Here is a 24,308-nt window from a genome sequence, read left to right as displayed (position 1 = left end):
CCAACCAGCGGCGCGCCTCCACCAGGGGGGCGGCGTCCCGAGGCTGCCCGCGACCGGCCGTGGAGCTGTCGTCGCCCCCCTGGGAGGACCGAGCCCCCACCGCGCCGGCGCCGCGCAAGGTGCCGGCGGCGAGCCGCGGGCTCCCCGGGGAACGGCGTCCCGCCCCTTCGCCCACCGACCCCGACCGCGGGCTCGCCCGCCCAGCGCCGTGGCCGGCGTCGGCGCCGGGGCCGGCCATGGTCCCGCCCGGCAGCGCACCCCTGGGGCCGGCGGGCCCCCTGGCCGCGGGGTCGGCCGTCGCCGCGGCACGCCGCCCGGCGGCCCCATCCGCCGAAGGGGTAGGCGCCGCGCCAGCCCCCGTTCCCTGCACCTTGCGCAAGGTCACCCTGCGCGCCACGGACCGCCCTCCCGTCGCCTCTCGCGGGTAGTCTGCCCGCCCGCCGCGGCCCGTAGCCGGCCGCACCCGTGGGGACTCGCGCCGACGGCTCCTCGCATCCGGCGGCGGCTGGCGCGGATGCCCGATGCCCACATCCGCCGCCCCCTCCCCGCATACCCATGGGACGGGCGGGACGGCCGCGCCGCCCGCCGTGCGCCGCAGTCGGGGCGCAGGCTGGGGAGGACGGGCGATGATCGGTGGCGGCGGGACACCGCCGGGGACGATCCCGCCGGCCGGGGTCGGCCGCGCCGTCGGCGGCCTCGGACCGGGGCGCGGAGCGGGGCTGGGGCTGGTGGCCCTGGGGATGCTGCTCCTCCTCGCCTGGCTGCTGGCCCGGCCGCCGGGAGCCCCCCTGGCGTCGCCTGCCCTGTCCGTGCGCACCGCGACCCTCGCCTTCGCCTGGCCCGAGTACCGGGCACGGACGGCCCTCACCGCCGACGAGCGCCGGGAGCTGGTCCGCGCCCTCCGTCGCGTCCGCCCCGCCGGCCGCGGCACCGTCTCGGCGCCGCCCGGCCCGCACTTCGCCTACTGGCGGCTGGAGTGGACCGACGCCGCCGGGCGTCGGCACGAAATCTTGATCTCCCGCGAAGGCCGGTTCTTCCAGACGGACCGGGGCCACCTGGATCGGACCGAGGCGCTGTGGGCGGTCCTCGCGCCCGCCACCCGTCGCCTGGCGGACGCCTTCTTCGGCGAACCCCTGCCGTGGCCCCAGGTGGATCGCCTGTGGCCATGGGATGCGGTGGCGTCGCTGCGCGACCTCGAGACCGGGCGGACCCTCCGCGTGGTCCGCTACGGGGGCTATCAGCACGCCGACGCGGAACCGCTGACGCGCCAGGACACGGCCGTCCTGCGGTCCCTGTTCGGCGGCGCCTGGAGCTGGCGCCGGCGGGCGGTGGTCCTGGAGGTGGGCGGCCGGCGGGTGGCGGCCTCGATCAACGGCATGCCCCATGGGGAGGACATCGTGGCCGGAAACGACTTCGACGGCCACTTCTGCGTCCACACCCTGGCCGCCACCACCCACGCCAGCGACCGCGTCGACCCCGGCCACCACCTGATGGTACTCAAGAGCAGCGGCCAACTGGTGGATGCGCTGCGCTCGGCACCACCCCACGCGGTGGCGTCGTGGTTGTCCATCGCCCTGGCCAACGGCGACGCCGCCACCGCCGCCCACATGGTCACCGACCCCCGCGATCCCGCCTGGACGACCCTGGCTCGACGCCTGACCACCCTGCTGGCGTTCGTCAAGGTCGAGCGGGCGACCACCCTGGCGGTCCAGGGTCCCCGGGCCCGGGTGCGCCTGCAGGGCACGGCCTACTACGCCAGCGAGCCTCCTGCGGCCCCGTTCGACCTGACCTGGACGATGATCCGCCAGGACGGGTTCTGGACCGTCGCCGCCGACGACGTCGCCGACCTCTTGCCGTCGCCCCATCCCTCGGGCCGCCCCGCGCCGGCACCCCCGTCCCCTTCCCCCGCCGATCCCGCGGCGGATGCGGGTCTCCCCACCGCCTGGCAAGGGTGCGCCCCCGGCGCGTCGCCGCGGTGACCCGGCGCGCCACCCCGCCATCGGCCCGACGGGGGCGGAGATCGTGCCGCCGCGGCGGCGAGCCGGCCGCCCCGTCGGCGGCGGGATCGACCGGGAGGGCGACGCGGGCACCCTGCGACAGAACCCGTGGCTCCGCCGAAGCCCACGGCCCCGATTCGGGAATCTTCAAGGGGGATGGCCGTCCCCGGGCAGGAAGCGGGCGATCCGCCCGGAAAGAAGAGAGCGCCGGCGGCCGGAGTACGGTCCCACCGGTTCCACCCCCCGGGCGAGGTCCCACGCCGGCAAGGAGGTCGACGGGCATGCGCAGCGACCCTGGCGATCCCCGGAGCCGCCCCGCCCAGCCCGGCGCAGCGAGCGCCGGGGCCGCGTTGACGCCGGCGTCCGGCACCACCCGACCCCGTCCGGCCCTGGCCTCGCTCCCCACCCTCTACCCCGCCCCCATCCCCCAGGAGGGGCTCGAGGCGGGCCGCGTGCTGCTCCGCGACGGCACGGCCGCCACCCTGCGGCCCGCGCGGGAGGCCGACCGGCCGCTGGTGGGCGAGTTCCTCCAGCGGGTCTCGGACCTCTCCCTGATGCGGCGCTTCTTCGCCGGCGCCTCGCGGGAGGCCGCGGTGGAGGCGCTGCTCCAGGTCGGGCCGCCCGCCGAGCGATACACCCTGCTGGTGCAGGTGGGTGACCCCGACCATCCGCGCATCGTGGCCAGCGGCACGTACGTCCGCGACCGGGCGGAACCCGACACCGCCGAGGTCGCCTTCCTGGTGGAAGACGCCTACCAGGGCCGCGGCCTGGGCACCCTGCTCCTCGAAAGGCTGGCCCTGATCGCCGCCCGCCACGGCATCCGCCGGTTCGTCGCCTGGACCCAGCCCGACAACCGCCGCATGCTGGAGGTCTTGCGGGCCAGCGGCTTCGAGGCCCACCAGCACCACCGGGACGGCTACGTGGTGGTCAGCCTGGACGTCCAGCCCAGTCCCGAGAGCGTGGCGCGCAGCGAGATGCGGGACCGCATCGCCACCGTGGCGTCGCTGCGACCCCTCTTCCGCCCCCGGGGCGTGGCGGTGGTGGGGGCCTCCCGCGATCCCGGCAGCATCGGCTACCGCATCCTCGAGGCGCTGGTGATGAACCGGTTCCAGGGCCCGGTCTATCCCGTCAACCCGCGGGCGGAGGTGGTCGGGTCGATCCCCGCCTACCGCTCGGTGCTGGACGTCCCGGGTCCGGTGGACCTGGCGGTGGTGGCGGTGCCGCGGGAGGCGGTGCTGGACGTGGTCGACCAGTGTGGCGCCAAGGGCGTGCGGGCGCTGGTGGTGGTCACGGCCGGCTTCGCCGAGACGGGTCCCGAGGGCCGGGCGCTGCAGGAGCGCCTGGTGGCCAAGGTGCGCGGCTACGGGATGCGCATGGTGGGCCCCAACTGCCTCGGCCTGATCAACACCGCCCCCGACGTGCGGATGAACGCCAGCTTCTCCCCGGTCTTCCCGCCCCACGGACGGGTGGCCATGTCCTCGCAGAGCGGTGCGCTGGGGCTCGCCATCCTGGAGTACGCCCGCGACCTCGGTCTCGGGCTGTCGAGCTTCGTCAGCGTCGGCAACAAGGCGGACGTGTCGGGGAACGATCTCATCCAGTACTGGGAGGACGACGAGGACACGGACCTGATCCTGCTCTACCTGGAGTCCTTCGGCAACCCCCGCCGCTTCGCGCGGCTGGCCCGCCGCGTGGGCCGCAAGAAGCCGATCCTGGCGGTGAAGGCGGGCCGCACCGCCGCGGGGACCCGGGCCGCGGGCTCCCACACCGCCGCCCTGGCCGCCAGCGACGTGGCGGTGGAGGCGCTGTTCCGGCAGGCCGGGGTGATCCGCGCCGACACGCTGGAGGACATGTTCGACATCGCCGCGCTGCTGGCGAACCAACCCCTCCCCGCCGGACCGCGGGTGGCCATCGTCACCAACGCGGGGGGACCGGGCATCCTGGCCACCGACGCCCTGGCCTCGGCGGGACTGGAGGTGCCGGAGCCCTCCCCCGCGACCCGCGAGGCCCTGCGCCGATTCCTCCCGCCGGCGGCGAGCGTGGCCAACCCCATCGACATGGTCGCCTCCGCCACCGCCGAGCAGTACCGCGAGACCCTGCGGGTGGTGCTCCGCGACCCCGGCTTCGACGCGGTGCTGGTGATCTTCATCCCCGTGGGCCTGGCCGACGTCGACGCCGTCGCCGCCGCGGTGCGGGAGGCGGTGGCCGAGGCCCGACGGGCGGGCCATCGCAAGCCCGTGGTCGCGTGCTTCATGAGCGCCCGCGGCCTGCGCCAGCCCCTGGCCGTGGGGGACGAGCGCATCCCCTCCTACCGGTTCCCCGAATCCGCCGCCCGGGCCCTGGCCAAGGCGTACGAGTACGCCCGCTGGCGCCAGCGCCCGCTGGGCCGGATCCCCGCCCATCCCGACCTGGACGTCGACCGGGCCCGCGACCTGTGCCGCGCGGCCCTCGGGCGGGGCGGGGGGTGGCTGTCGGCCCAGGAGGTGGACGGGCTGCTGGAGGCCTTCGGCCTGCCCCGGGTGCGCAGCCGGTTCGTCCGGGACGAAGAGGCGGCCGTGGCGGCCGCGGCCGACCTCGGCTACCCCGTGGCGGTGAAGATGGCCTCGCGCACCCTGGTGCACAAGACCGAGTGGGACGGGGTCCAGCTGCACCTCGCGGACGCGGCGGCGGTGCGCGCCGCCTGCCGCGGCATCGTCCGCCGGCTGGAGGCCGCCGGCCGCAGGGAGGAGCTGGACGGCTTCGTGGTCCAGCCCATGGTGCCGGCCGGCACCGAGCTGGTGGTCGGGGTGACCCAGGATCCCCTCTTCGGCCCGCTGGTGGCCTTCGGCCTCGGCGGGATCCACGTGGAGGTCCTCAAGGACGTGGTCTTCCGCATCACGCCGCTGACCGACGTGGACGCGGCGGAGATGATCCGCAGCATCCGGGGCTATCGCCTCCTGGAGGGCTACCGGGGCCACCCGCCGGCCGACCTGGAGGCGATCCAGGACGTGCTGCTGCGCGTCTCGCGGCTGGTGGAGGAGGTGCCGGAGATCGCCGAGCTCGACATCAACCCGCTGATGGCCTACGAGCCGGGGCGGGGCTGCTTGATCGTCGACGCCCGCGTCCGGGTGGAGGAACCCGGCCGGTAGGCCGATGCCTGCGCCAGGACCGGGCGTCAGCGGGGGACCGCCTCGCGATCGGGGCCGCACGGCTGCCGGCGCCGCGCACCCTCTGCGGCCGGCGGCCGCCGCCTATCCGGCCCCGCCCGCCGCCGTCACCATGAGGACGCCGCTGCCCCCGGGTTCCGGCCGGCAGCGCACCCAGCCCTCGCTCTCCATCCACGCCACGTGGCCCTGGACCTCGGAGAGGGCCAGCAGCAGGTGCCCCGCATCGCCCGACCCGAACAGATCGACGGCCAGCCGGTACAGGGTCGACCGGCCGCCCCGGGCGGCCAGCGCGTCGCGGATCTGCCGGGCCCGTCGTTCCATGTCCGCGAGGCGACGCTCGATCAGCTCCCGGTGGCCACCGAAGGGGTCGCCGTGGCCCGGCAGGCAGCGCCGGGCCGGCAGCGGCCGCACCCGGCGCAGTGACCGGCGATAGTCCACCAGGCTGCGGGGCGGCTCGGGCCGGAGGGGCCGGCCGCGTTCGTCCAGGGGCGCCGGCTCCAGCAAGGCGTTGGAGGAGATCGTCGGAAGCAGGTGGTCGCTGCTGATGAGCAGGCCGTCCCGCTCCCGGTAGAGACACAGCTGGGACTGGGCGTGGCCCGGCGTGTGGAGCACCAGCCAGGGGTCGTCGCCCATGGTCAGCTCGTCGCCGTCCTCCAGCCACCGGGCGACCGGCACCGCGGGCTCGGCGGCCATCAGCGCCGCAAGCCCCTGGAGCAGGCCGCCCGCCACGTCCGCCGGGACCCCCGCCGAGCGCACGAATCCCTGGAAGAACCGGACCCGCTCCGGGTCGTCACCGCCGCGGAAGTGTCGCGCCCCCCAGCGATGGCCTACCACCGCGGGCCGGCGCGTCCCCGGCCAGTGGCGCAAGAGGCCCATGTGGTCGGCGTGGGTGTGGGTGATCACGACCTGGGCGATGTCGTCCCAGCCGAGGCCCGCGGCCGCCAGCCCCGCCTCCAGCGCCTCCCGACCGCGCCGCCCGCCCGGCCCCACGTCGACCAGGGTCGGCACCCGGCCCAGGATGAGGTAGACGTTGACGACGCCGACCGCGAAGGGGGTGGGCACGGGGATGCGGAGCACGCCCTCGTCCACGGGGTGGACGCCAGCGGGCACCCCCGTGACCGACGCGTCGACGCCTCTGCCCGGCGTTGCCATGGCCATGCCTCCTCGTCGAAGCGGCAGCCGGCGCGGCCGCCGATGGGGTCGCCGCTGCAGCGGCCTTGGAGGGGGGCGCGGCGTGGTCGCGGGAGGCGCCCCGTCCTCCCGTCCCCGGCAGCTGGGGCGCGGGGGCGGCGGACCCCGCTCTCCCGGGGCCCGGGCGCCCATGGGGTGCCGTCGGTCTCGGGACCGGCGGGGGTTGCCGCCGCTGCCGTCGATGGCGCAGGGGGTCCCGCGGCACCGGGCCGCGGAGGAAGGGGGACGGGCGGGAGCCAGGGCTCCCGCCCGTCCCCCTTCCCCCCCCCTCGCCCCCGGCCCCTGCTGTCGAAGGGCCGCCGGGAGGGCGCCCAGGGGTGCGGAGGGCGCCGACCGGCCTCCCGCATCCCGCCGCGACCGGGCGCCCGGGCGCATCGGGAGCCCGCGCCCGGGGCGCCAGGGGGCGGTGGCCCCGCGTGCAGGGCGCCCTGGCGCCTCGGACCCCGCGTGCCGCGGCGCCCTGGCGCCTCGGACCCCGCGTGCCGCGGCGCCCGCCCGAGCCGGCGCCGTCGTCCCGGATTCAGCGGTCGCCCAGCGGGTAGCCGCCGGCCTCCAGGACGGCCCGGGCCACCTGCCGGCCCAGGGCCACCTGGTTCACCGGCTCGCGCCGTAGCAGGCGCCGGACGATGCCCAGCTGCACCTGCAGGGCGTCGCCGCGCTCGATGGCCGCCAGGGCATTGCGGGCGACGATCTCCACCCGGTCCAGGCTCCCGGCCACGAAGAGCCGCGCCAGGTCGGCGTGGATGCCGGTCCCGCCCGCCTTGAGGGCCCGCAGCACCGCGCTCTCCATGGCGTACAGCTCGATGCACAGGTCGGCGATGGCCGCCAGCAGCTCCTGCTCGTGTTCGAGCTGCTGCATGTACCGCTGCACCGCCAGGCCCGCCACCATCAACGTCAGCCGTCGCGCGTTGGCGATCAGGGCCTGTTCGTCCGCCAAGGGACCCGACGCCGCCTCCCCGGCCGGCCCAAGGGGCGACAACTCCGCCAGCTCCTTCTGGACCCGACCGAGGGCCTGCATCAGCGGGAGCTTGCCCTTCAGGGTCCGCCGCATCAGCTCGCGGGGGATCAGCAGGCGGTTGATCTCGTTGGTCCCCTCGAAGATCCGGTTGATGCGGGCATCGCGGTAGGCCCGCTCCACCTCGTACTCCTGCATGTAGCCGTAGCCGCCGTGGATCTGGACGGCCTCGTCGACCACGAAGTCCAAGGTCTCGGAGCCGAAGACCTTGTTGATCGAGGCCTCCACGGCGTACTCGGAGATGGCGGCGATGGCCTGCCGGCCCGCGTCGGGGGCGTCGCCGTCGATGGCGCTCAGGCTGGCGTCGAAGGCCCCCGCCGTGCGATAGACCATGGCCTCCAGGGCGTAGGTGCGGGCGGCCATGGCGGCCAGCTTCTGCTGGATCAGCGGGAAGTCGGCGATGGGCCGCCCGAACTGCTTGCGGCCCTGGGCGTACTGGGTGGAGACGGCGATGAGCTCCTTGCAGGCCCCCAGGTTCCCGGCGGCCAGCTTCCACCGGCCGATGTTCAGGATGTTGAAGGCGATGTGATGGCCCTTGCCCACCTCGCCGAGCACGTTCTCGACGGGCACCGGCACGTCGTTCAGGTAGAGCGTCCGCGTGGACGAGCCCTTGATGCCCATCTTGCGCACTTCCTCCGACACCGCGACGCCGGGGAAGTCGCGCTCGACGATGAAGGCCGTCATCTTCTCGCCGTCGACCTTGGCGTAGACGACGAAGACGTGGGCGAAGCCCGAGTTGGTGATCCACTGCTTCTGGCCGCTCAGGACGTAGTGCTTGCCGTCGGGCGACAGCACCGCCCGCGTCTTGCCGCCCAGGGCGTCGGAGCCGGCGTCGGGCTCCGTCAGCGCATAGGCGGCGATCCACTCGCCGGTGGCCAGCTTGGGCAGGTAGCGCCGCTTCTGCTCGGGGGTCCCGAAGTAGACGATGGGCAGCGTGCCGATGCCGGTGTGGGCGCCGAAGGTCACCCCGAAGGAACCCGCCGGCGCCAGCCGCTCCACCACCAGGGTGGCCGTCGCCTTGTCGAGGCCGAGCCCCTCGTACTCCGTGGGGATCTCCACCGCCAGCAGGCCGAGCTCCCCCGCGCGCCGCAGCAGGGCCACCGAGTGCTCGTGCCGGCCGTGCTCGAGCTCGTCGATCAGCGGGCGCACTTCCTTGAGGGCGAAGTCGCGGGCCACCTGGCCGATCATCTTCTGCTCCTCGGTCAGGTCCTCCGCGGTGAACACCTCCGCCGGCGCGGTACCCTCGATCAGGAACCCGGCACCCACCGGCCGCTTGCGGGCGGGGGCTTCGGGCTCGCGCGCCGGCACGGGCTGCGCATCGGCCATGGTCCTCCCCTCCTTCGAGCATCCTGCGGTCGAGCATCCTCCGGTCCCGCCGGCGGCTCCGGTCCCGGCGGCGGACGATCCGGCCGGATCCGCCGGTCGGACCCGCACCCGCCGCCGCGGGGCCGCCCGGCCCCGCGGCGGCGCCGGCACCCCGGGGCCTCCGCCGCCCCCCGGCCCGTGCCGTGGCGGCGCGCCGGTCGCGCACGCCGTCGAGCCGGCATCCCCCGGTCTCCGCCGGCACGCCGGCCCCTGCCGGGACGGGGTTCCGCCGGCACGCCGGGGCCTCCCGGGCCGGTCCGCCCCGGCACCCCTGGCGGCCCCGGACGGCCCCCGGCGGACCACCCCGCCCTGGCCTCCCCGGGGTGGCACCCCACGCGGGATGCGGGGCGACGGCCCGCCGGGGATGGCACCATCAGCTGGCGAACTCGAAGACGCCCGCCGCCCCCATGCCACCGCCGATGCACATGGTGACCACGCCATAGCGCGCCTGGCGTCGGGCGGCCTCGTGCATCAGGGTGACGACCTGGCGGGCCCCGGTGCACCCCAGGGGGTGGCCCAGGGCGATGGCCCCCCCGTTGACGTTGACCCGCGCGGGGTCCAGCTCCAACTCCCGCACCACCTGCACCACCTGGGCGGCGAAGGCCTCGTTCAGCTCGATCAGGTCCACGTCCTCCAGCCGCACGCCGGCCATCTTCAGCGCCTTGGGCACCGCCACCACCGGGCCGACGCCCATGATGTCGGGGTCGACTCCGCCGACGGCGAAGCTGCGGAAGACCGCCCTGACGGGGAGCCCGCGTCGCGCGGCCTCCTCCGCGGCCATGACGATCACCGCCGCGGCGCCGTCGTTGGTCGGCGAGGAGTTGCCCGCCGTCACCGTGCCGTCGCGCCGGAACACGGGCTTCAGCTGGGCCAGCTTCTCCAGCGAGGTGTCCCGCCGCACGCACTCGTCGGTGTCGAAGGTGAAGGTCTCCTCGATGCGCTTGCCGCCTTCCACCCGCACCCGCCGGACGGGGACGGGTACGATCTCCTCCTTGAACCGGCCCGCGTCGATGGCCGCGGCGGCCTTGCGGTGGCTCTCCAGCGCCCAGCGGTCCTGGTCCTCGCGGCTGACGCCGAAGCGCCGCGCCACCTCTTCCGCCGTGTGGCCCATCCCCATGTAGACCTGGGGGTACTCGGCCACCAGGGTCGGGTTGAGGGACGGGTTGTGCCCCATCATCGGTACCCGGCTCATGGTCTCGACGCCGCCGGCGATGACGATGTCCGCCCCGCCCACCATCACCCGCTCCGCCGCGATGGCGATGGCCTGAAGGCCCGACGAGCAGAACCGGTTGACGGTGAAGCCCGGCACGTTGGTCGGCAACCCCGCCCGGATGGCCGCGATGCGGGCGATGTTCAACCCCTGCTCGCCCTCGGGCAGCGCGCAACCGAGGATCACGTCGTCGATCTCGCCCGGTTCGATGCCCGGCGCCCGTTCCAGCACCGCCTTGATCACCAGGGCGGCCAGGTCGTCCGCCCGCATGTCCTTGAGCGCGCCCTTCTGGGCGCGGCCGATGGGCGTCCGGACGCCCGCCACGATCACCGCTTCGCGCATGGGACTCACCTCGCTCCCCGGGGTGGGGCTAGTTGCGCAGGGGCTTGCCCGTCTTGAGCAGGTGCTGCATCCGCGCCTGGGTCTTGGGCTCGCCCACCAGGCTGAGGAACGCCTCCCGCTCCAGGTCCAGCAGGTATTCCTCGTCCACCTCGGTGCCGGGCGGCACGTCCCCGCCCGCCAGCACGTGGGCCAGCTTGCGGGCGATCTTCAGGTCGTGCTCGCTGGCGTAGCCGCTCCAGTGCATGCTGGTGGCGGCCAGCTCCAGCAGGGCCCGGCCGCTGTCGCCAACCACCGGGATGCGCCGCCGCACCGGCGGCCGGTACCCTGCGTCGTCGAGGGCCAGCACCATCTGCTTGGCCTCGTAGACCAGGTGGTCCGGGTTCGGCACGATGCGGTCGGTGGCGCGGAAGAAGCCGAGCTGGCGCGCCTCGGCCGCCGACGTGGCCACCCGCGCCGTGGCGATCAGCTCGAACACCCGGTTGACCAGCACCTGGAGGTTGACCCGGCCGGTCAGGTCCGTGGTCGCCGGCCCCGGCGTCTGGGCGTACTTGCCCGAGAACACCTCCGGCACGTTCTCGATGGCGCGCAGCAGCATCTCCTTGGTGCCGCCGCCGCCTGGGATCACCCCGGCCCCCACCTCCACCAGGCCGATGTAGGTCTCCGCCGAGGCGACCACCCGGTCGCCGTGCAGCGCCACCTCGCAGCCCCCACCCACGGTGATGCCGTAGGGCGCCACCACCACGGGCCGGGCGGCGTACTTGAGCCTCATGTTGGCGGCCTGGAACCGGCGCACCATGGCGTCGATCTCGTCCCACTCGCCCATCTGGGCCGCCAGCAGGATGAGCATCAGGTTGGCGCCGACGGAGAAGTTGGGCCTGACGTGGCTGGAGATCACCAGGCCGCGCCAGTTGGCCTCCACCTCGGCCACGGCCTTCTCCACCATCTGGATGAAGTCGGGGCCGATGGCCTGCTTGGGCCCGTGGAAGTCCAGCAGCAGCACCTCGTCGCCCAGATCGACCAGGGTCGCCCCGGTGTTGCGGTCGACCACCCGGTTCCGCTTCAAGAGCAGGGGCACGTCGATGGCGCGCGGGTCCGCCTCCACCGGGACGTACTCGCCGCCCGCCGCCAAGGCCAGCGTGCGGCCGTCCTCCTCCACATAGAACCGGCCCGGCCCGTCCTTGATGGCCGCGACCAGCCAGCCGGGCAGGGTCTCGCCGTCCCGCTCCATGCGTTCCAGGACCGCCGCCGCGCCCAGGGCATCCCAGAGCTCGAAGGGCCCCGCGTTCCAGCCAAAGCCCCACTTGATGGCGCGGTCGACGCTGGCCACGTCGTCCGCGATCTCCCCCAACTTGTTGGCGGCGTAGGCCAGCGTGCGTCGGGTGATCTCCCAGGCGAAGCGGCCCGCCACGTCGTCCGCCGCCAGCAGGGTCTTGATCCGCTGCAGCGGGTCTTCGATGGCGCGCACCGCCTGCAGCGACGGCGCCTCGAGCCGCCGTCGCGGACGGTACTCCATGGTGGCGGGGTCGAGCACCAGGATCTCCCGACCGCCGTCGGGCCGCGGGACCCGCTTGTAGAAGCCCTGACCGGCCTTCTCGCCCGTCCAGCCCCGCTCCACCAGCTGCCGCATGAACTCGGGCAGGGTGAAGGCGGCCTGTTCCTCCGGGTCCCGGACGGCGGTCCGGGTGTTGTCGGCCACGTCCTTCATGACGTCGATGCCGACCACGTCCAGGGTGCGGAAGGTGGCGCTCTTGGGCCGCCCCATGTTCTCCCCGGTGATCTCGTCGACCTCGTCGGGGCCGAGGCCGAACTCCTGCATCGCCCGCACCGTCACCATGAGCCCGTAGCAGCCGATGCGGTTGGCGATGAAGTTGGGCGTGTCCTTGGCGACCACGACCCCCTTGCCCAGCACGCGGGTGGCGAAGTCGCGCATGGCGGCGACCACCTGGGGGTCCGTCTCGGGCGTCGGGATCAGCTCCAGCAGGTGCAGGTAGCGCGGCGGGTTGAAGAAGTGGGTGCCGAGGAACCGGCGCCGCGCCGCCTCCGGCAGCGCGCTGGCGATGGCGGCGATGGAGAGCCCGGACGTGTTGGTACTGTAGATGCCGTCGGGCCGCAGGTAGGGGGCCACGCGCGCCCAGAGCTGCTGCTTGATGGGCAGCTGCTCGAGCACCGCCTCGACCACCCACTCGGCGTCGCGCAGGCGCTCGAGGTCGCCCGCGTCCTGGAAGGACCCGGGGGCGATCAGGTCCAGCACGTCCCGGGTGTAGATCGGCGAGGGCTTGAGCTCCGTCAGCCGTCGCTTGGCCTTCTCCACCAGCTCGGTACTGAGGTCGAACAGGTCCACGGGAATGCCCTGGTTGGCCAGGTGGGCGGCGATCTGGGAGCCCATGGTGCCCGCTCCCAGCACCGCGACCCGGCGAAAGACGTGCGGCATCGCGTCCCCTCCCATCGTGGTCCGGCCGCCCGCGCCGGCCGACGCCGGCCGACCGCCGCCGCTGCCGTGGGCCGGGCCGTCGGCGCGACGTCCACCGGGGTGCGGTTCGCCGCGGGATGGGCGCCGCCAGCGGCCCGTCACCCGGACGGGTGCCGTCGCACACGCCTGCCCGCGCAGCATTGGTCCAGGATGCGGGGCCCGTCACCCGGACGGGCCGTCGCACCCCGTCACCCGGACGGGAGCCGCCGGCCCGGCCCCTGGGCCATCCACCGCGTCCCGGGCGCCGCCCAGCCGGTGCCGCGGAGCGGACCCGGCACCCGGCCCCGACGGGTGGCGCCCCATCCGCCGTCGCGCCCGCCGTGCACCGGATGTCCCGGGGTCGACCGACCGGTCGGTCGAGTCACGGGAGGACTTCGACGGTCTCGCCCAAATCCCTTCGCGGCAGCGACCGCAGATTGGAGGTCCGGCCGGCAGGAATCGCACCGCCGGTGGCGAAGCGTCTGATCGAAATCGTTTTCGCCCCGATCTTCGCCCGGCGGACGGGGCCGACGGCCGGCCGCGAGCGGCTGGCCTCCAACGGACGCAATCGCCGCCCGCCGGAGCAAGGGACGGGACGTGGGGAAGGGGGATCGGGCGGGGTGGCGACCATCCGCGACGTGGCCCAGGCCGCGGGCGTGTCGGTGGCCACGGTCTCCCGGGCCCTCAACGGCTACCCCGACGTGAGCGACGAGACGCGCCGGCGCATCGTGGAGCTGGCCCGCCGACTGAACTACCGGCCCAGCGCGGCGGCGCGCACCCTGGTGACCCGGCGCAGCTACCTGATCGGCGTGTGCCTGTTCCACCACCCTTCCCAACCCGCGCTGACCCACCCCTTCTTCCAGAAGGTGATCGTCGGCTTCCACCGGTTGGTGGAGGCGCAGGGCTACGACATCCTGCTCTTCGCCCACGCCGACGCCCAGCCGGAGGGCACGGGCGCGGCGGCGGGTCCGGACCCCGGACCGGCGCCCGTGCCCGGCGGAGGCGCGCCGCCCGGCACCCAGGCCTTGGATCGACGGCCCGACCGGCTCGCCGGGGCGGGGCCCCGCCCGACGGTCCCGGCCCCGCCCGCCGCCCCCGCCCATGGGGCCGACGCCCCGTCGGCCGCCGGTCCGCCGGCCCGGGCGCCGCGCCCTGGAGCCGGCGGGGCCCGCGGTCCCGCCCGCGGGGGAAGCCGCGGCTCTTACCTCAAGCGCTGCCAGCAGCATCGGGTCGACGGTGTGGTGCTCATGGGCACCGATCCCGACGCCCCGGGGATCCGCGAGCTGGCGGGCTCGGGCCTGCCGTGCATGGCCGTCGACCTCGACCTCGTCGGACCGCGGGCGGGGTACGTGATGTCGGACAACGTGGGGGGCGCGGCCCTGGCCGTCCGACACCTCTTCTCCCTCGGCCACCGGCGCATCGCCATCATCAACGGCGAGTTCAACACCCGGCCGGGCCGCGACCGGTTCATCGGCTACCGCCAGGAGCTGGCGCGGCTCGGGCTGCCCTACCGGATGGAGTACGTCACCCAGGGCGACTTCTACTTCGACAGCGGCTACCGGGCGATGGAACGCCTCCTGTCCTTGCCCGAGCCGCCGACGGCGGTCTTCGCCACCAGCGACCTCATGGCCATGGGCGCCATCAAGGCCGCCCAGGAACGGGGTCTCCGCATCGGCCGCGACCTGGCGGTGGTAGGCTTCGACGACATCGACCTGGCCGCCCTGGTCCACCCCGCCCTGACCACCGTCGCCCAGGACATGGAGGGTTTGGGCGTCGCCGCCGCCCGCGCCTTGCTGCGCCTGATCGACGACCCGGCGGCCGCGCCGCCCGCCATCACCTTGCCGGTCCGGCTCGTGGTGCGCCAGTCGTGCGGCGCCCCGGCCGCGTCCGGCAATCCCACGGCTCCGCAGGCCTGAGGCGCCCGGGACCCGGAAGGAGCGAGCCGCGTGCCCAAGACCAGCGCCCTCTGGTACCGGGAGGTGATCGCCCGCAACGGGCCGGACGCCTCCGTCCCGAGCCCTGGCGGGCAGGCCGAGCCCAGGCGAGCTCCGCGTCGGCCGTCCGGTCCGCCGGCATGAGCCGCCCGGCCGGAGCGCGGCACCCGGCGGTCCTGGGGTTGCGCCGCCCGCGGCCGGCGGAACCCTCGGTCGCCGCCGGGTGAGATGGGCGAGGAGGGCCCCGGCCCGGCGGTGCCGACGGGGATGGCAGGTCTCCCCTCGGCGGCCGGCCGGGTTATAGTGGGAACGGGCCCCGCCGCACCCGGTGCCGCGGGGTCCGGCGCAGGGAGGGACGCCCGTGAACGGGCTCGTCTTGGCGGCCGTCCTGAAGGAGCTCGGCGAGCTGCTCCCCGCCCGGGTGGAGCGGGTGTACCAGCCGGAGGCGCACGTCCTGGTCCTGCGGCTGTACGCGGGCCGGACGGTGCACCTGCTGATCGGCGCCGATCCCCACCTGCCGCGCCTTCACCTGACCCCGCGCCCGCCGGCCAACCCCCCGTCGCCGCCGGCCTTCTGCATGCTGTTGCGCAAGCACCTCGAGGGATCGCGCCTGGTGGCCGCGCGCCAGGGGCCGGACTTCGACCGGTGGGTCCGGTTGGACTTCGCCGCCCCCGGGCCGGACGAACCGGCCCGGCGCCGGCACCTGGCCGTCGAACTCCTGGACCGGCGGGCCAACGCGATCCTGGTGGACGGGGAGGGCCGCATCCTCGACGCGCTGCGGCGGCTTCCGGCCGGCGCCGGCGGCCGCAGCCTGCTTCCCGGCAGCGCCTACGAGCCGCCCCCGGCCCCCACGCCCCTGCCCGACGGCGACCCCGAGACCCTGGGGCGCCGTTGGCTCGAGGCCCTGGCCGAGGCGGACGCCGATGCCGACGCCGCCCGCGGCCCCGCGGAGGGGCAGGGCCGGTCCCGCCCGCGGCCGGCCTGGCGCCGCCTGCTGGAACAGGTGCCGGCCCTGGGGCGCGAGCTGGCCCGGGAGGCGCTGCAGCGGGCCGGCATCGATCCGGACGCCCCCGGTGCCGTCGCCGCGGGCACGGCGGACGGCGGACAGGAGGACCACCGGGAGCCGAGCGTCGGCCAGGGGACCGGCGCCAGCGCCCGGCCGCCGGCGGCCGCCGACCGGCGGGCCGCGGCCCTGGGCGAGGCGGTCCTCGGCTGGCTCGACGCTGCGCGCCGGGGCCGCTTCGATCCGGTGGTGGTGCGGGACGCCGCCGGACGGGCGGTGGCCCTTGCGGCCTTCCCGGTGTCGCCGCCCCCCGGGGGCCGGGTGGAGCGGGACGGGGACGGCCGCGTCTCGGCGCTGTGCGACCGGTTCTACCGCGAGCGCCGGGAGGAGCTGGCCCGCCAGCGGCTCCGACGCGAGCTGGAGCAGCTGGTGCGGGAGGCGCTGGATCGCGCCCGCCGCCGCCTGCAGGCACGGGAGGGCGACCTGGCCCGGGCCGAGGAGGCCGAGCCCTACCGCCTCTACGGCGAGCTCCTCACCGCCTTCGCAGCCCAGGTGCCGCGGGGCGCCCGTCAGGTGGAGCTGCCCAACTACTACGATCCGGAGGGGGGGACGGTGGTCATCCCCCTCGATCCCGCCCTGAGCCCGCAGGAGAACGCCCAGCGCTACTTCCGCCGCTACCAGAAGGCCAAGCGCGGCCGCCAGCAGGCCGCCGAGCTCGTCGCGGCGGCCCGCGAGGAGGTGGCGTACCTGGAGTCGGTGGAGCACGCGCTGGCCGAGGCGACGAGCGTCGGCGACCTCGAGGCCACCGCCGCCGAGCTGGCCGAGCAGGGCTATGCGCCGGCCTTCGCCCACCTGGCCGGCCGGGGCGCCCCCGCCGGGGGCGCCCCGGCCGGGGGCGGGGCCGGCAGCCGGGTTCCCGACGGATCCCGGGCCGGAGCCGGCGGCCCGGCCGCCCGGGCCCGGCGGACCGGCGGCGAGGGGGACGGGTTCCTCCGCTACCGCGGGCCCGGCGGCGAGCTCATCCTGGCCGGGCGCAACAACCGGCAGAACGACGCCCTGGTCACCCGCGTCGCCAACCCGTGGGACATCTGGTTGCACGCCCGGGAGGTGCCGGGCTCGCACGTCCTCCTGCGCCTACCCCACCGGGAAGCGGCGCCGTCCCCCGCGGCCCTGGAGGCGGCGGCCCGCGTCGCCGCCTACCACAGCAAGGCCCGGTGGTCGGGCCGCGTGGCGGTGGACTACACCGAGGCGCGGCACGTGCGCAAGCCCAAGGGCGCGCGGCCCGGGTTCGTCCGCTACGAGCACGCCCGCACCCTCTTCGTGGCCCCCGACCCGCAGGGCCTGCCGCCCCGCATCGAGGCGCTGGCGGCCGGGGGCGACGCGTCGGGGCAGCCGCCCCAGCGGCCGGGGGCCCGCGGCGGGGCGGCTCGCAGTGCGCATGGCGGAGGCGCCGTTCCGGGAGCGGCCGAGGGGGCCCAGGCGTAGGGCCGCCGCCGGGATCCCCGCCCGGTGCCTCCAGCCCGCCGCGCCGCCCTCGGCCGGTGGCGGGGTCGATGCCGCCGCTCCGCGCCCTGCGTCGCGCCGCGGGGGCCGCCCCGCCGGCACCCCAGGGAGGGACGACCCGTGCACCCGCCATCCGATCCCCGTCAGGCCGAGGCTCCGCTCCCCCACCCGCGGCCGCGGGCCCCAGAGGACCCCCGGCTCCCGCCGCCGCGACCGGACGCCGGTTCGTCCGGCCGGGGCCCCGGGCCGTCCCCGCCGCCGCTGCGGGTGCTGGTGGCGCCCGATTCCTTCAAGGGAAGCCTGACGGCGCCGGAGGCGGCGTCCGCCATGGCCCGCGGCGTCCGCCGCGGCTGGCCGGGCGCCGCCGTGGTCGCCCTTCCCCTGGCCGACGGCGGCGAGGGGACCGCCGCCGCCCTGGTCCAGGCCACCGGCGGGCGCTGGTTCGTCCGGCGGGTGACGGGGCCACTGGGGGAGCCGGTGGACGCCCGCTGGGCGCTGCTGGGGGACGGGCGGACGGCGGTCATCGAGATGGCCGCCGCCTCGGGCCTGCTCCTGGTGCCGCCCGACCGGCGGCGCCCGCTGGAGGCCACGACCTTCGGCACCGGGGAGCTCATCCGCGACGCCCTGGATCACGGCTGCCGCAGGCTGCTGGTGGCCATCGGCGGCAGCGCCACCACCGACGGGGGGACGGGCATGCTGGCGGCCCTGGGCGCGCGCTTCCTGGATGCGGCGGGCGCGCCGCTGCCACCGGGGGGCGGCCCGTTGCGGCGCCTGGCCCGCATCGACCTGGGCGGGCTCGACCCCCGGCTCGCGGAGACGGCGATCGAGGTCGCCTGCGACGTCGACAACCCGCTCACCGGGCCGCGGGGCGCGGCCCGGGTCTACGCGCCCCAGAAGGGCGCCACGCCGGAGCAGGTGGAGATCCTGGAGGCCGGCCTCGTGCGCCTGGCCGACGTGGCCGCCCGCACCCTGGGCCGTGACCTGCGGGACGAACCCGGCGCCGGGGCCGCCGGCGGCCTGGGGTTCGCGCTCCTCGCCTTCCTCGGCGCCCGGCTGCGCCCGGGCGCGGAACTGGTGATGGACGCCGTGGGGTTCGACCGCCACCTGGAGTGGGCGGATCTGGTGCTGACGGGGGAGGGGCGCACCGACGCCCAGACCCTGGCGGGCAAGCTGGTCGCCCGGGTCGCCGACCGGTGCCGTGCCCGGGGGCGGCCGGTGGTGGTGATCTCCGGCGCCGTCGACCCGGCGGTCGAGCCCGCCTTGCGCCAGCGCGGGGTCGCCGCCCTGCTGGCGGCGACCCCGGCGCCCATGCCGCCGGATCAGGCGATGGCTCGGGCGGCGGTCCACCTCGAGGCCGCTGCCACCACGGCCCTGCGGCTCCTGCACCTGGGGACGCGGTTCGGGCCGGGACCCCGCCCGCGGGGCGGTTGAGGGGCGGGGCGACGGCGCCTCACGGCTGCTCCATGATCCAGACCTCGTCGACGCCGTCCACCTCCTCGAGGCGGCACTCGATCACCTCGCGCCGGGAGGTGGGGACGTTCTTGCCCACGTAGTCCGCCCGGATCGGGATCTCCCGATGCCCTCGGTCCACCAGCACCGCCAGCTGCACCGTCTGCGGCCGGCCCAGGTCGACCAGCGCGTCCAGGGCCGCCCGCACCGTGCGCCCGGTGTAGAGGACGTCGTCGCAGAGGACGATGTGCTTCCCCTCGATGGGGAAGGGCACGTCGGTGTTGTTCACCCGCGGCTGTTCGCTGAGGCGGGAGAGGTCGTCGCGATAGAGGGTGATGTCCAGGACGCCCACGGGCAGCTCCTGGCCCTCGAACTCCTTGATGTAGCGCGCGAGGCGCTGGGCGATGGGCACGCCGCGGCGCCGGATGCCGACGAAGGCCACCTGGTCCAGGTCGCGGTTGCGCTCCACGATCTCGTGGGCGATGCGCACCAGCGCCCGGCGCAGCGCCTCCTTGTCCATGATCCGCGCCTTCGCCTTGAGTCCTCCCGCCATGGGCTTCCCTCCCCGTCCGATGCCGTCCCGCGCGGGCCGACGGACCGCCCCCCGCATCCCGGCGGACGCCGCCCTGCCCTCGTGCCTCGTCTCCCCCGGGGGCCGCCGCCATCCGCCCCGCGCCGGCCCGGCCGCCACCGTCCCCCAGGCCGGCTCCGCCGCCCTCAGCCCCTGGCCCCGGACCGCGCCCGTTCCAGCGCCCGGGCGAAGTCGGCGGGTGGCGGCACGGTGAAGTCCAGGAGCCGGCCGTCCCGCGGGTGGGGGAAGGTCAGGCGCGCCGCGTGCAGCGCCTGCCCCTCGAGTCCCAGCTCGCCCTGCGCCTGCCGGCCCCCGTAGACGGGATCCCCCGCCACCGGCAATCCGATGAAGGCCAGGTGGACCCGGATCTGGTGGGTCCGCCCCGTCTCCAGCCAGCAGCGCAACAGGGTGTAGCGGCCGGCGCGCTCCACCACCTGGAAGTGGGTGCGCGCCGCCCGTCCGCCCTCCGGCCGGACCGCCATCCGCTTGCGATCCACCGGGTGGCGGCCGATGGGCGCGTCGATGGTGCCCTCGCGGACCTCGGGCCAGCCCCGGACCAGGGCCAGGTATTCCCGGCGCACCTTGCGCTCCTTGAGCAGCCGCACCAGCTCCCGGTACGCCAGGGGACTGCGGGCCACCACCAGGAGACCCGTGGTGTCGCGGTCCAGGCGGTGGACGATCCCGGGCCGCCCGGGGCCGCCGACCCCCTCCATCTCCGGATAGCGGGCCAAGAGTGCGTTGACCAGGGTGCCCTGGGAGTGCCCCGGCGCCGGATGGACCACCCAGCCGCGCGGCTTGTTCAACACCACCACGTCGCCATCCTCGTACACCACGTCCAGCGGCAGCGGCTCCGGCGCCACGCCGCTGGGCTCCGGCGGCGGCAGCTCCACCACCACCTCCTCGCCGGGCTCCAGCCGGCGGCTTGGCCGCGCCGGCCGCCCGTTGACCCGGACCCGGTGGCGACGGATCAGCCGCTGGATGGCCGAACGGGTCAGCTCCAGGGACTCCTGGCGAGCCAGGAACACGTCGAGGCGCTCCCCGGCCGCCGAGGCCGGCACGACGAACACCGCGGTGTGCGCCGCGCGCCCGGCGACGGGCGGGTCGTCCGCCATACGCCCTCCGTTCCCCCTCCCCATCTGCCGGATCCCCGCCGGCGCCGGCGGTCGACGGCGGCCGGCATCAGCGGGGACCGCGCCCCCCGGGGGGCTGGGTCGGTCGCTGGGCCGCCACCGGCTCCGCCCCCCGCAGGAGCCACAGGACGAGCAGGGCGGTCCCCGTGACGATGGCGGCGTCGGCGACGTTGAAGACCGGCCACCGGTGCAACGGCCAGAACTCGAGGTCCACGAAGTCGACGACGTAGCCCCAGCGCAGCCGGTCCACCAGGTTGCCCACGGCACCCCCCAACTGCAGGCCGAGGGCGAGCCGGACCCCTCCGGCTCGCCCCGGCACGCGCGGCAGCCAATAGAGGATGACGGCGATGACGATCGCCGCCACGACGACGAAGAACGTCGTCTGGTTCTGGAACAGGCCAAAGGCCGCGCCCCGGTTCTCCACGTAGGTCCAGCGCACCAGGCCCGGCAGGGCGGGCACGCTGCCGTGGGGCGCGACGTGCGCCAGGGCCCAGGCCTTCGCCGCCTGGTCGGCCGCCAGCACCAGCAAGGCGGTGACGACGGATCGCAAGCCCTTGCCTCCCGTACGGTCGCCAGGGATGCAGCGCGTCCCTCCCCTCTCATTCCCTACGACGGGCCCCGTCCCTGCCGCAACGGAGCCGGCCACGCCCCCCCGGCGCGCCCCGGACCGCGGCTCGTCTCCGGACGGGCCGCCCGCCACCGCCGCGCCGGCGCCGGGCGTGCGCCAAGGCCCCGGCGCCGTTCTGCAGGCAGGCCCGACGGGCGGGACGGGCCAGGGCACGGCGCGCCCCCCTCGCGCCGCCGCGCGGGTCAGCGCCCCTCCCCGCCGCCGGCCGCGTCCCCATCCGCCGACCGCCGGCGGCGGTCCGGGGACCGCCCCGGGGCCGCGTCGAAGTCGCCGTCGCCCCCGGTGTTCCTGCGCCGGTGCTCCTTGACGGCCTCCTGGGCCACGGCGACGTCCTCCGCCGACTCGAAGCGCAGGTCCAGCAACCGGTCGGTGTGCTCGACCAGGCCGCCGTCGTCGCCGGCGTCTTCGTAGACGTCGGGGTAGGTGGCGGGCTCCCCCACGTCCTGGGGCGTATCGGAACTGCCGTACTGGGCCACCGACTGCCAGGCGTCCTCCCCGTCGAAGTCGACCTCGTCGGTGTCGTCGCGCCAGGATCGGGCAAAGGGCGGGCTCAGCAGCGCCTCCTCCACCGGGCGGGCGGTGCCGCGCACCCTCTTCTCCCGTTCCGCCATGGCCTCGGCGCACGCCTCGCAATAGGGCGTGGCGGGCAGCGCCTCCAGCCGCTCCCGCGGGATCGGCCGTCCGCACCGCTGGCAGTAGCCGTAGGTCCCCTCCTCCAGCCGGGCCAGGGCGGCGTCGATGTCGTGCAGGGCCCGCTGGACGTCCCGCCGCCGGGCCACGTCCTTGGCCCGTTCGAAGGTCTCCGTGCCCACGTCGCCGGGATGGTTGTCGTAGGTGGAGAGCTCGCCGACGGACTCCCGCAGGGAGAGCCGGCCGATGTCGCTGTCGAACCGCAGATCGGCGGCGATGCGCCGCCGCTCCGCCAGCAGGCGCTGCCGGAAGTGCTCACGGACTTCGGGTCGCATGGACCATCCCTCCTCGGGGCCGCTCGCCGCCGCATCGCCCGTCGCCCCCCTGGCGGGTCCCCTCCGTGGACGAACCGGCCTGCCGGAGGGGCGGCCCCCCGCGCCCGGGCCGGCGGCACCGCGCCAGCGCGCCAGCCGGTGCGCCGCGCGGCGGACCCCCACCCGCGCGCCGGCCCCCGCGGCGACCGGGCTGGCCGGGGCCGGCCCGTCTCGCTCGGTCAGGGTCCCGGGGCACCGCCCCCGGCGGGCGGGGTGCCGTCGAGCTCGGTGCGCACGATGCGCAACAGGTCGGCGATCAGGCTGCCCAGATAGGGCAGGTTGAGCTCCACCGCCCGCTGCAGGGCGAGGAGCACCAGCGCCCCCAACAGGGTGAACCCCACCGCCGCCCCCAGGCCGCGGGCCACCCCGGCCAGGAAGTTCATCCAGAAGAGCCGTCCCGGGTCGTGGAAGAGGGCCAGGTACTCGCCGATGCTGATGCGCTGCCACCGCCAGCTGAGCTCGTCCAGGCGGTGGAGGATCCCGGCCAGCAGCGTCCGCGGCGGAGGGCGCCGCTGCCCGGCGGGGACCCCTGGCATCCCGACCCGGGGCGGCGAGCGTCGGTGCCCAGCGCCCAACCCCGGCATCCCGACCCGCGCCGGGGGCGCCGGCGACCACCGGCACCCCGGCATGGCTCCCGTCCCGTCACGCCGCACCCCCTGATCCGGCCGCCAGGCGGGGCGCCCGCCCGGGCCCGGACGCCGCCACGACCCAGCCAGCCGCTCCACCGCGGCGCGGCCCGTCGGCGCCCGCTCCCACGCGATGCGGGGCGCGCCCCCCGGACGCCGGTCGCCGCGGCGCTCCGGCCTGCCCAACCGGTCCACCTCCCGCTGCCCCGGCGCGGGCACCGCGCCGGCCGCCCCTGGGCGCCGGTGGTCGTAGCCTGTCCCGCCGCGGGACGCGCCACGCAGCGCGACCGCCCCGGGCCAAGCGCGGCGGGGGCGGCCGCATGGTGCATGCGGCCGCCCCCGCCGACGGGCGCCCCGCACGGCGCGGCCCCGTCCCCCGCGGGGACGGGGCCGCGCCCGGGCTCCCCACCGCTTTGCCATGGCCGTCGCGCGCCGTCGCGCCGGGCCCGGGGCCGTCGCGCCGCGCGCCGACGGCCCCCTCCCCAGAGATCCACACACGGCACAGCCTGAGCGAGCCCTGCAGAGGCTCGCGCCGCGCGGCGACGGCCCCCGGCGCCAGGGGTCGGGCGCGCAGCCCGACCGCCGGGCTAGTCCCGGGACGCCTCCACGCGGAACTCCGCATCCAGCCGCTTGAGGCGCGCGGTGATGCCGCCGTACTCCAGCTCCGAGAAGGGGAGCATCGCCGGCTGGAAGAAGCCCTGCTGCCGCATGCCCAGGGCCTTGGCCACGATGCGGTGCCGGATGGGCTCCCACACGGGGTCGGCGAAGAGGTCCACGGGTCCCGTGAGCTTGCCGTCGCGCAAGGAGAAGCCCAGGGCCGCCACCATGGGATGGCAGAAGAAGGTGCTGGCCGGCGTGTTCACCGGCACCGGCAGCAGCGGCAGGTTGTGGCTCCCCCGGGTGTCCCCCGCCACGAAGGCGCCCAGGGCGAAGGGCGGACCGAACTCCTCGGTGGCGGGGAAGATCTTCTGCACCCGCACGATGGCCACCGGGTCGTCCTTGCCCACGTAGCGGCCGGCGATCTGGCGCAGGCGCGTGGTGCTGACGGCCACGGCCTGTTCGTCCGGATACTTCCGCGACCAGATGCCGGCGATGACGTACCGGTGGGTGTCCCGCAGGAGGGCCGCGATGTCGTAGAGCCGCTCGGGCGCGTCCAGGGTGATCAGCCGGTCGCCCTCGGTGTGCTCGACGTCCATGATGACGAACCGGAAGCCGGCGTGGAGCTCCTCGGAGAGCAGCAGGCCCGGCGAGTACATGGGGTCGGCGAAGGCCAGGTACAGGGGCAGGTTGAAGGCGCCGGGCTCCGTCTTGTCGGCGGCCAGGATCATCAGCGCCTCGTTGGGCCGCTCCCGCAAGGCGAGCTCGGCCACCTGCGGACCCAGGCCGCGCACGTTGCCCGAGAAGGCGTCCTTCAACAGGTCCTGCCCGGCGCCGTAGAGGCCCTGCCGCTTGGCGACCTCGGTCCCCGCCTGGAAGGCCTCCCACGCCACGCGGTGGATCGCCTCGTCGCCCGGCGGCCGCTGGTGGGTCATCAGGATGGAGATGTCGTCGCCGCAGAAGAAGACCCGGGCGTCCAGTAGGAGGCCGCCCCTCTCGGCCTCGACCCGCTGGCGCACGGCGTCCAGGAGCTCGTCGCTGGGGCGGGTGTGGCCGCCCACGCTCCCCACGTCGGCCTTGATGACGCTCACCGTGACGTCCATCGCAAACCCCCCGTCACGCCGCGGGAGCGCGCCGGCCGGCGACGGGAC

At 76.1% G+C, this 24,308-nt stretch carries 15 protein-coding genes; 5 read left to right on the top strand and 10 right to left on the bottom strand.

The window, feature by feature from the left end; genetic code table 11:
• Positions 1–626: 626 nt before the first annotated feature.
• Positions 627–1,979 (top strand): hypothetical protein, encoded by a 1,353-nt coding sequence (locus tag Q5761_RS04430; RefSeq protein ID WP_207669856.1) that lies wholly within the window; start codon positions 627–629, stop codon positions 1,977–1,979.
• A 299-nt stretch (positions 1,980–2,278) separates the two neighbouring features.
• A complete protein-coding gene (locus Q5761_RS04425) occupies positions 2,279–5,122 on the top strand; it encodes a GNAT family N-acetyltransferase (RefSeq protein WP_318751344.1) in 2,844 nt (947 codons plus the stop codon).
• A 102-nt stretch (positions 5,123–5,224) separates the two neighbouring features.
• On the opposite strand, the gene Q5761_RS04420 is transcribed toward Q5761_RS04425, so the two are convergent.
• From Q5761_RS04420 to Q5761_RS04405, 4 genes are all read right to left on the bottom strand, one after another.
• The gene (locus Q5761_RS04420; RefSeq protein WP_318751343.1) at positions 5,225–6,292 is read right to left on the bottom strand and encodes an MBL fold metallo-hydrolase; all 1,068 of its coding nucleotides are present in this window, start codon (positions 6,290–6,292) and stop codon (positions 5,225–5,227) included.
• 559 nt (positions 6,293–6,851) lie between these two features.
• Positions 6,852–8,672: an acyl-CoA dehydrogenase family protein gene (locus Q5761_RS04415; RefSeq protein ID WP_318751342.1), complete on the bottom strand. Its 1,821-nt coding sequence runs from the start codon at positions 8,670–8,672 to the stop codon at positions 6,852–6,854.
• A 412-nt stretch (positions 8,673–9,084) separates the two neighbouring features.
• Complete coding sequence (locus tag Q5761_RS04410) at positions 9,085–10,263, bottom strand: acetyl-CoA C-acyltransferase (protein ID WP_318751341.1); 1,179 nt, start codon at positions 10,261–10,263, stop codon at positions 9,085–9,087.
• A gap of 28 nt (positions 10,264–10,291) precedes the next feature.
• Positions 10,292–12,694 carry a 3-hydroxyacyl-CoA dehydrogenase/enoyl-CoA hydratase family protein gene (locus tag Q5761_RS04405; protein WP_318751340.1) on the bottom strand — a complete coding sequence of 801 codons (2,403 nt, stop codon included), beginning with the start codon at positions 12,692–12,694 and terminating at the stop codon, positions 10,292–10,294.
• A gap of 638 nt (positions 12,695–13,332) precedes the next feature.
• Here Q5761_RS04405 and Q5761_RS04400 point away from each other — a divergent pair.
• From Q5761_RS04400 to Q5761_RS04390, 3 genes are all read left to right on the top strand, one after another.
• Complete coding sequence (locus tag Q5761_RS04400; protein ID WP_318751339.1) at positions 13,333–14,628, top strand: LacI family DNA-binding transcriptional regulator; 1,296 nt, start codon at positions 13,333–13,335, stop codon at positions 14,626–14,628.
• Positions 14,629–15,007: 379 nt separating this feature from the next.
• Positions 15,008–17,134 (top strand): NFACT family protein, encoded by a 2,127-nt coding sequence (locus tag Q5761_RS04395; RefSeq protein WP_318751338.1) that lies wholly within the window; start codon positions 15,008–15,010, stop codon positions 17,132–17,134.
• 138 nt (positions 17,135–17,272) lie between these two features.
• Positions 17,273–18,583, top strand: coding sequence for a glycerate kinase (locus tag Q5761_RS04390; RefSeq protein WP_318751337.1), 1,311 nt, complete (start codon positions 17,273–17,275; stop codon positions 18,581–18,583).
• A 19-nt stretch (positions 18,584–18,602) separates the two neighbouring features.
• On the opposite strand, the gene pyrR is transcribed toward Q5761_RS04390, so the two are convergent.
• The 6 genes from pyrR to fbp form a co-directional block, all read right to left on the bottom strand.
• Positions 18,603–19,154 carry a bifunctional pyr operon transcriptional regulator/uracil phosphoribosyltransferase PyrR gene (gene pyrR / locus Q5761_RS04385; RefSeq protein WP_135225244.1) on the bottom strand — a complete coding sequence of 184 codons (552 nt, stop codon included), beginning with the start codon at positions 19,152–19,154 and terminating at the stop codon, positions 18,603–18,605.
• A gap of 164 nt (positions 19,155–19,318) precedes the next feature.
• Complete coding sequence (locus Q5761_RS04380; RefSeq protein WP_318751336.1) at positions 19,319–20,284, bottom strand: RluA family pseudouridine synthase; 966 nt, start codon at positions 20,282–20,284, stop codon at positions 19,319–19,321.
• Positions 20,285–20,351: 67 nt separating this feature from the next.
• On the bottom strand, positions 20,352–20,852 hold the full coding sequence (lspA, locus tag Q5761_RS04375; RefSeq protein WP_318751335.1) for a signal peptidase II: 501 nt from the start codon (positions 20,850–20,852) through the stop codon (positions 20,352–20,354).
• Between the two features lie 260 nt (positions 20,853–21,112).
• Positions 21,113–21,895 (bottom strand): TraR/DksA C4-type zinc finger protein, encoded by a 783-nt coding sequence (locus Q5761_RS04370; RefSeq protein ID WP_135225241.1) that lies wholly within the window; start codon positions 21,893–21,895, stop codon positions 21,113–21,115.
• A gap of 218 nt (positions 21,896–22,113) precedes the next feature.
• Positions 22,114–22,470, bottom strand: a complete 357-nt coding sequence (locus Q5761_RS04365) for a DUF5665 domain-containing protein (RefSeq protein WP_243123257.1) — start codon at positions 22,468–22,470, stop codon at positions 22,114–22,116.
• A gap of 677 nt (positions 22,471–23,147) precedes the next feature.
• A complete protein-coding gene (fbp, locus tag Q5761_RS04360) occupies positions 23,148–24,260 on the bottom strand; it encodes a fructose-1,6-bisphosphate aldolase/phosphatase (protein WP_318751334.1) in 1,113 nt (370 codons plus the stop codon).
• Between the last annotated feature and the right edge of the window lie 48 nt (positions 24,261–24,308).

Source organism: Thermaerobacter composti (assembly GCF_033582035.1).
GTDB classification, from domain to species: Bacteria; Bacillota; Sulfobacillia; order Thermaerobacterales; family Thermaerobacteraceae; genus Thermaerobacter; species Thermaerobacter composti.
Note: the sequence above shows the minus strand (reverse complement) of the source record. Positions and strands in the feature narration are given on the sequence as shown.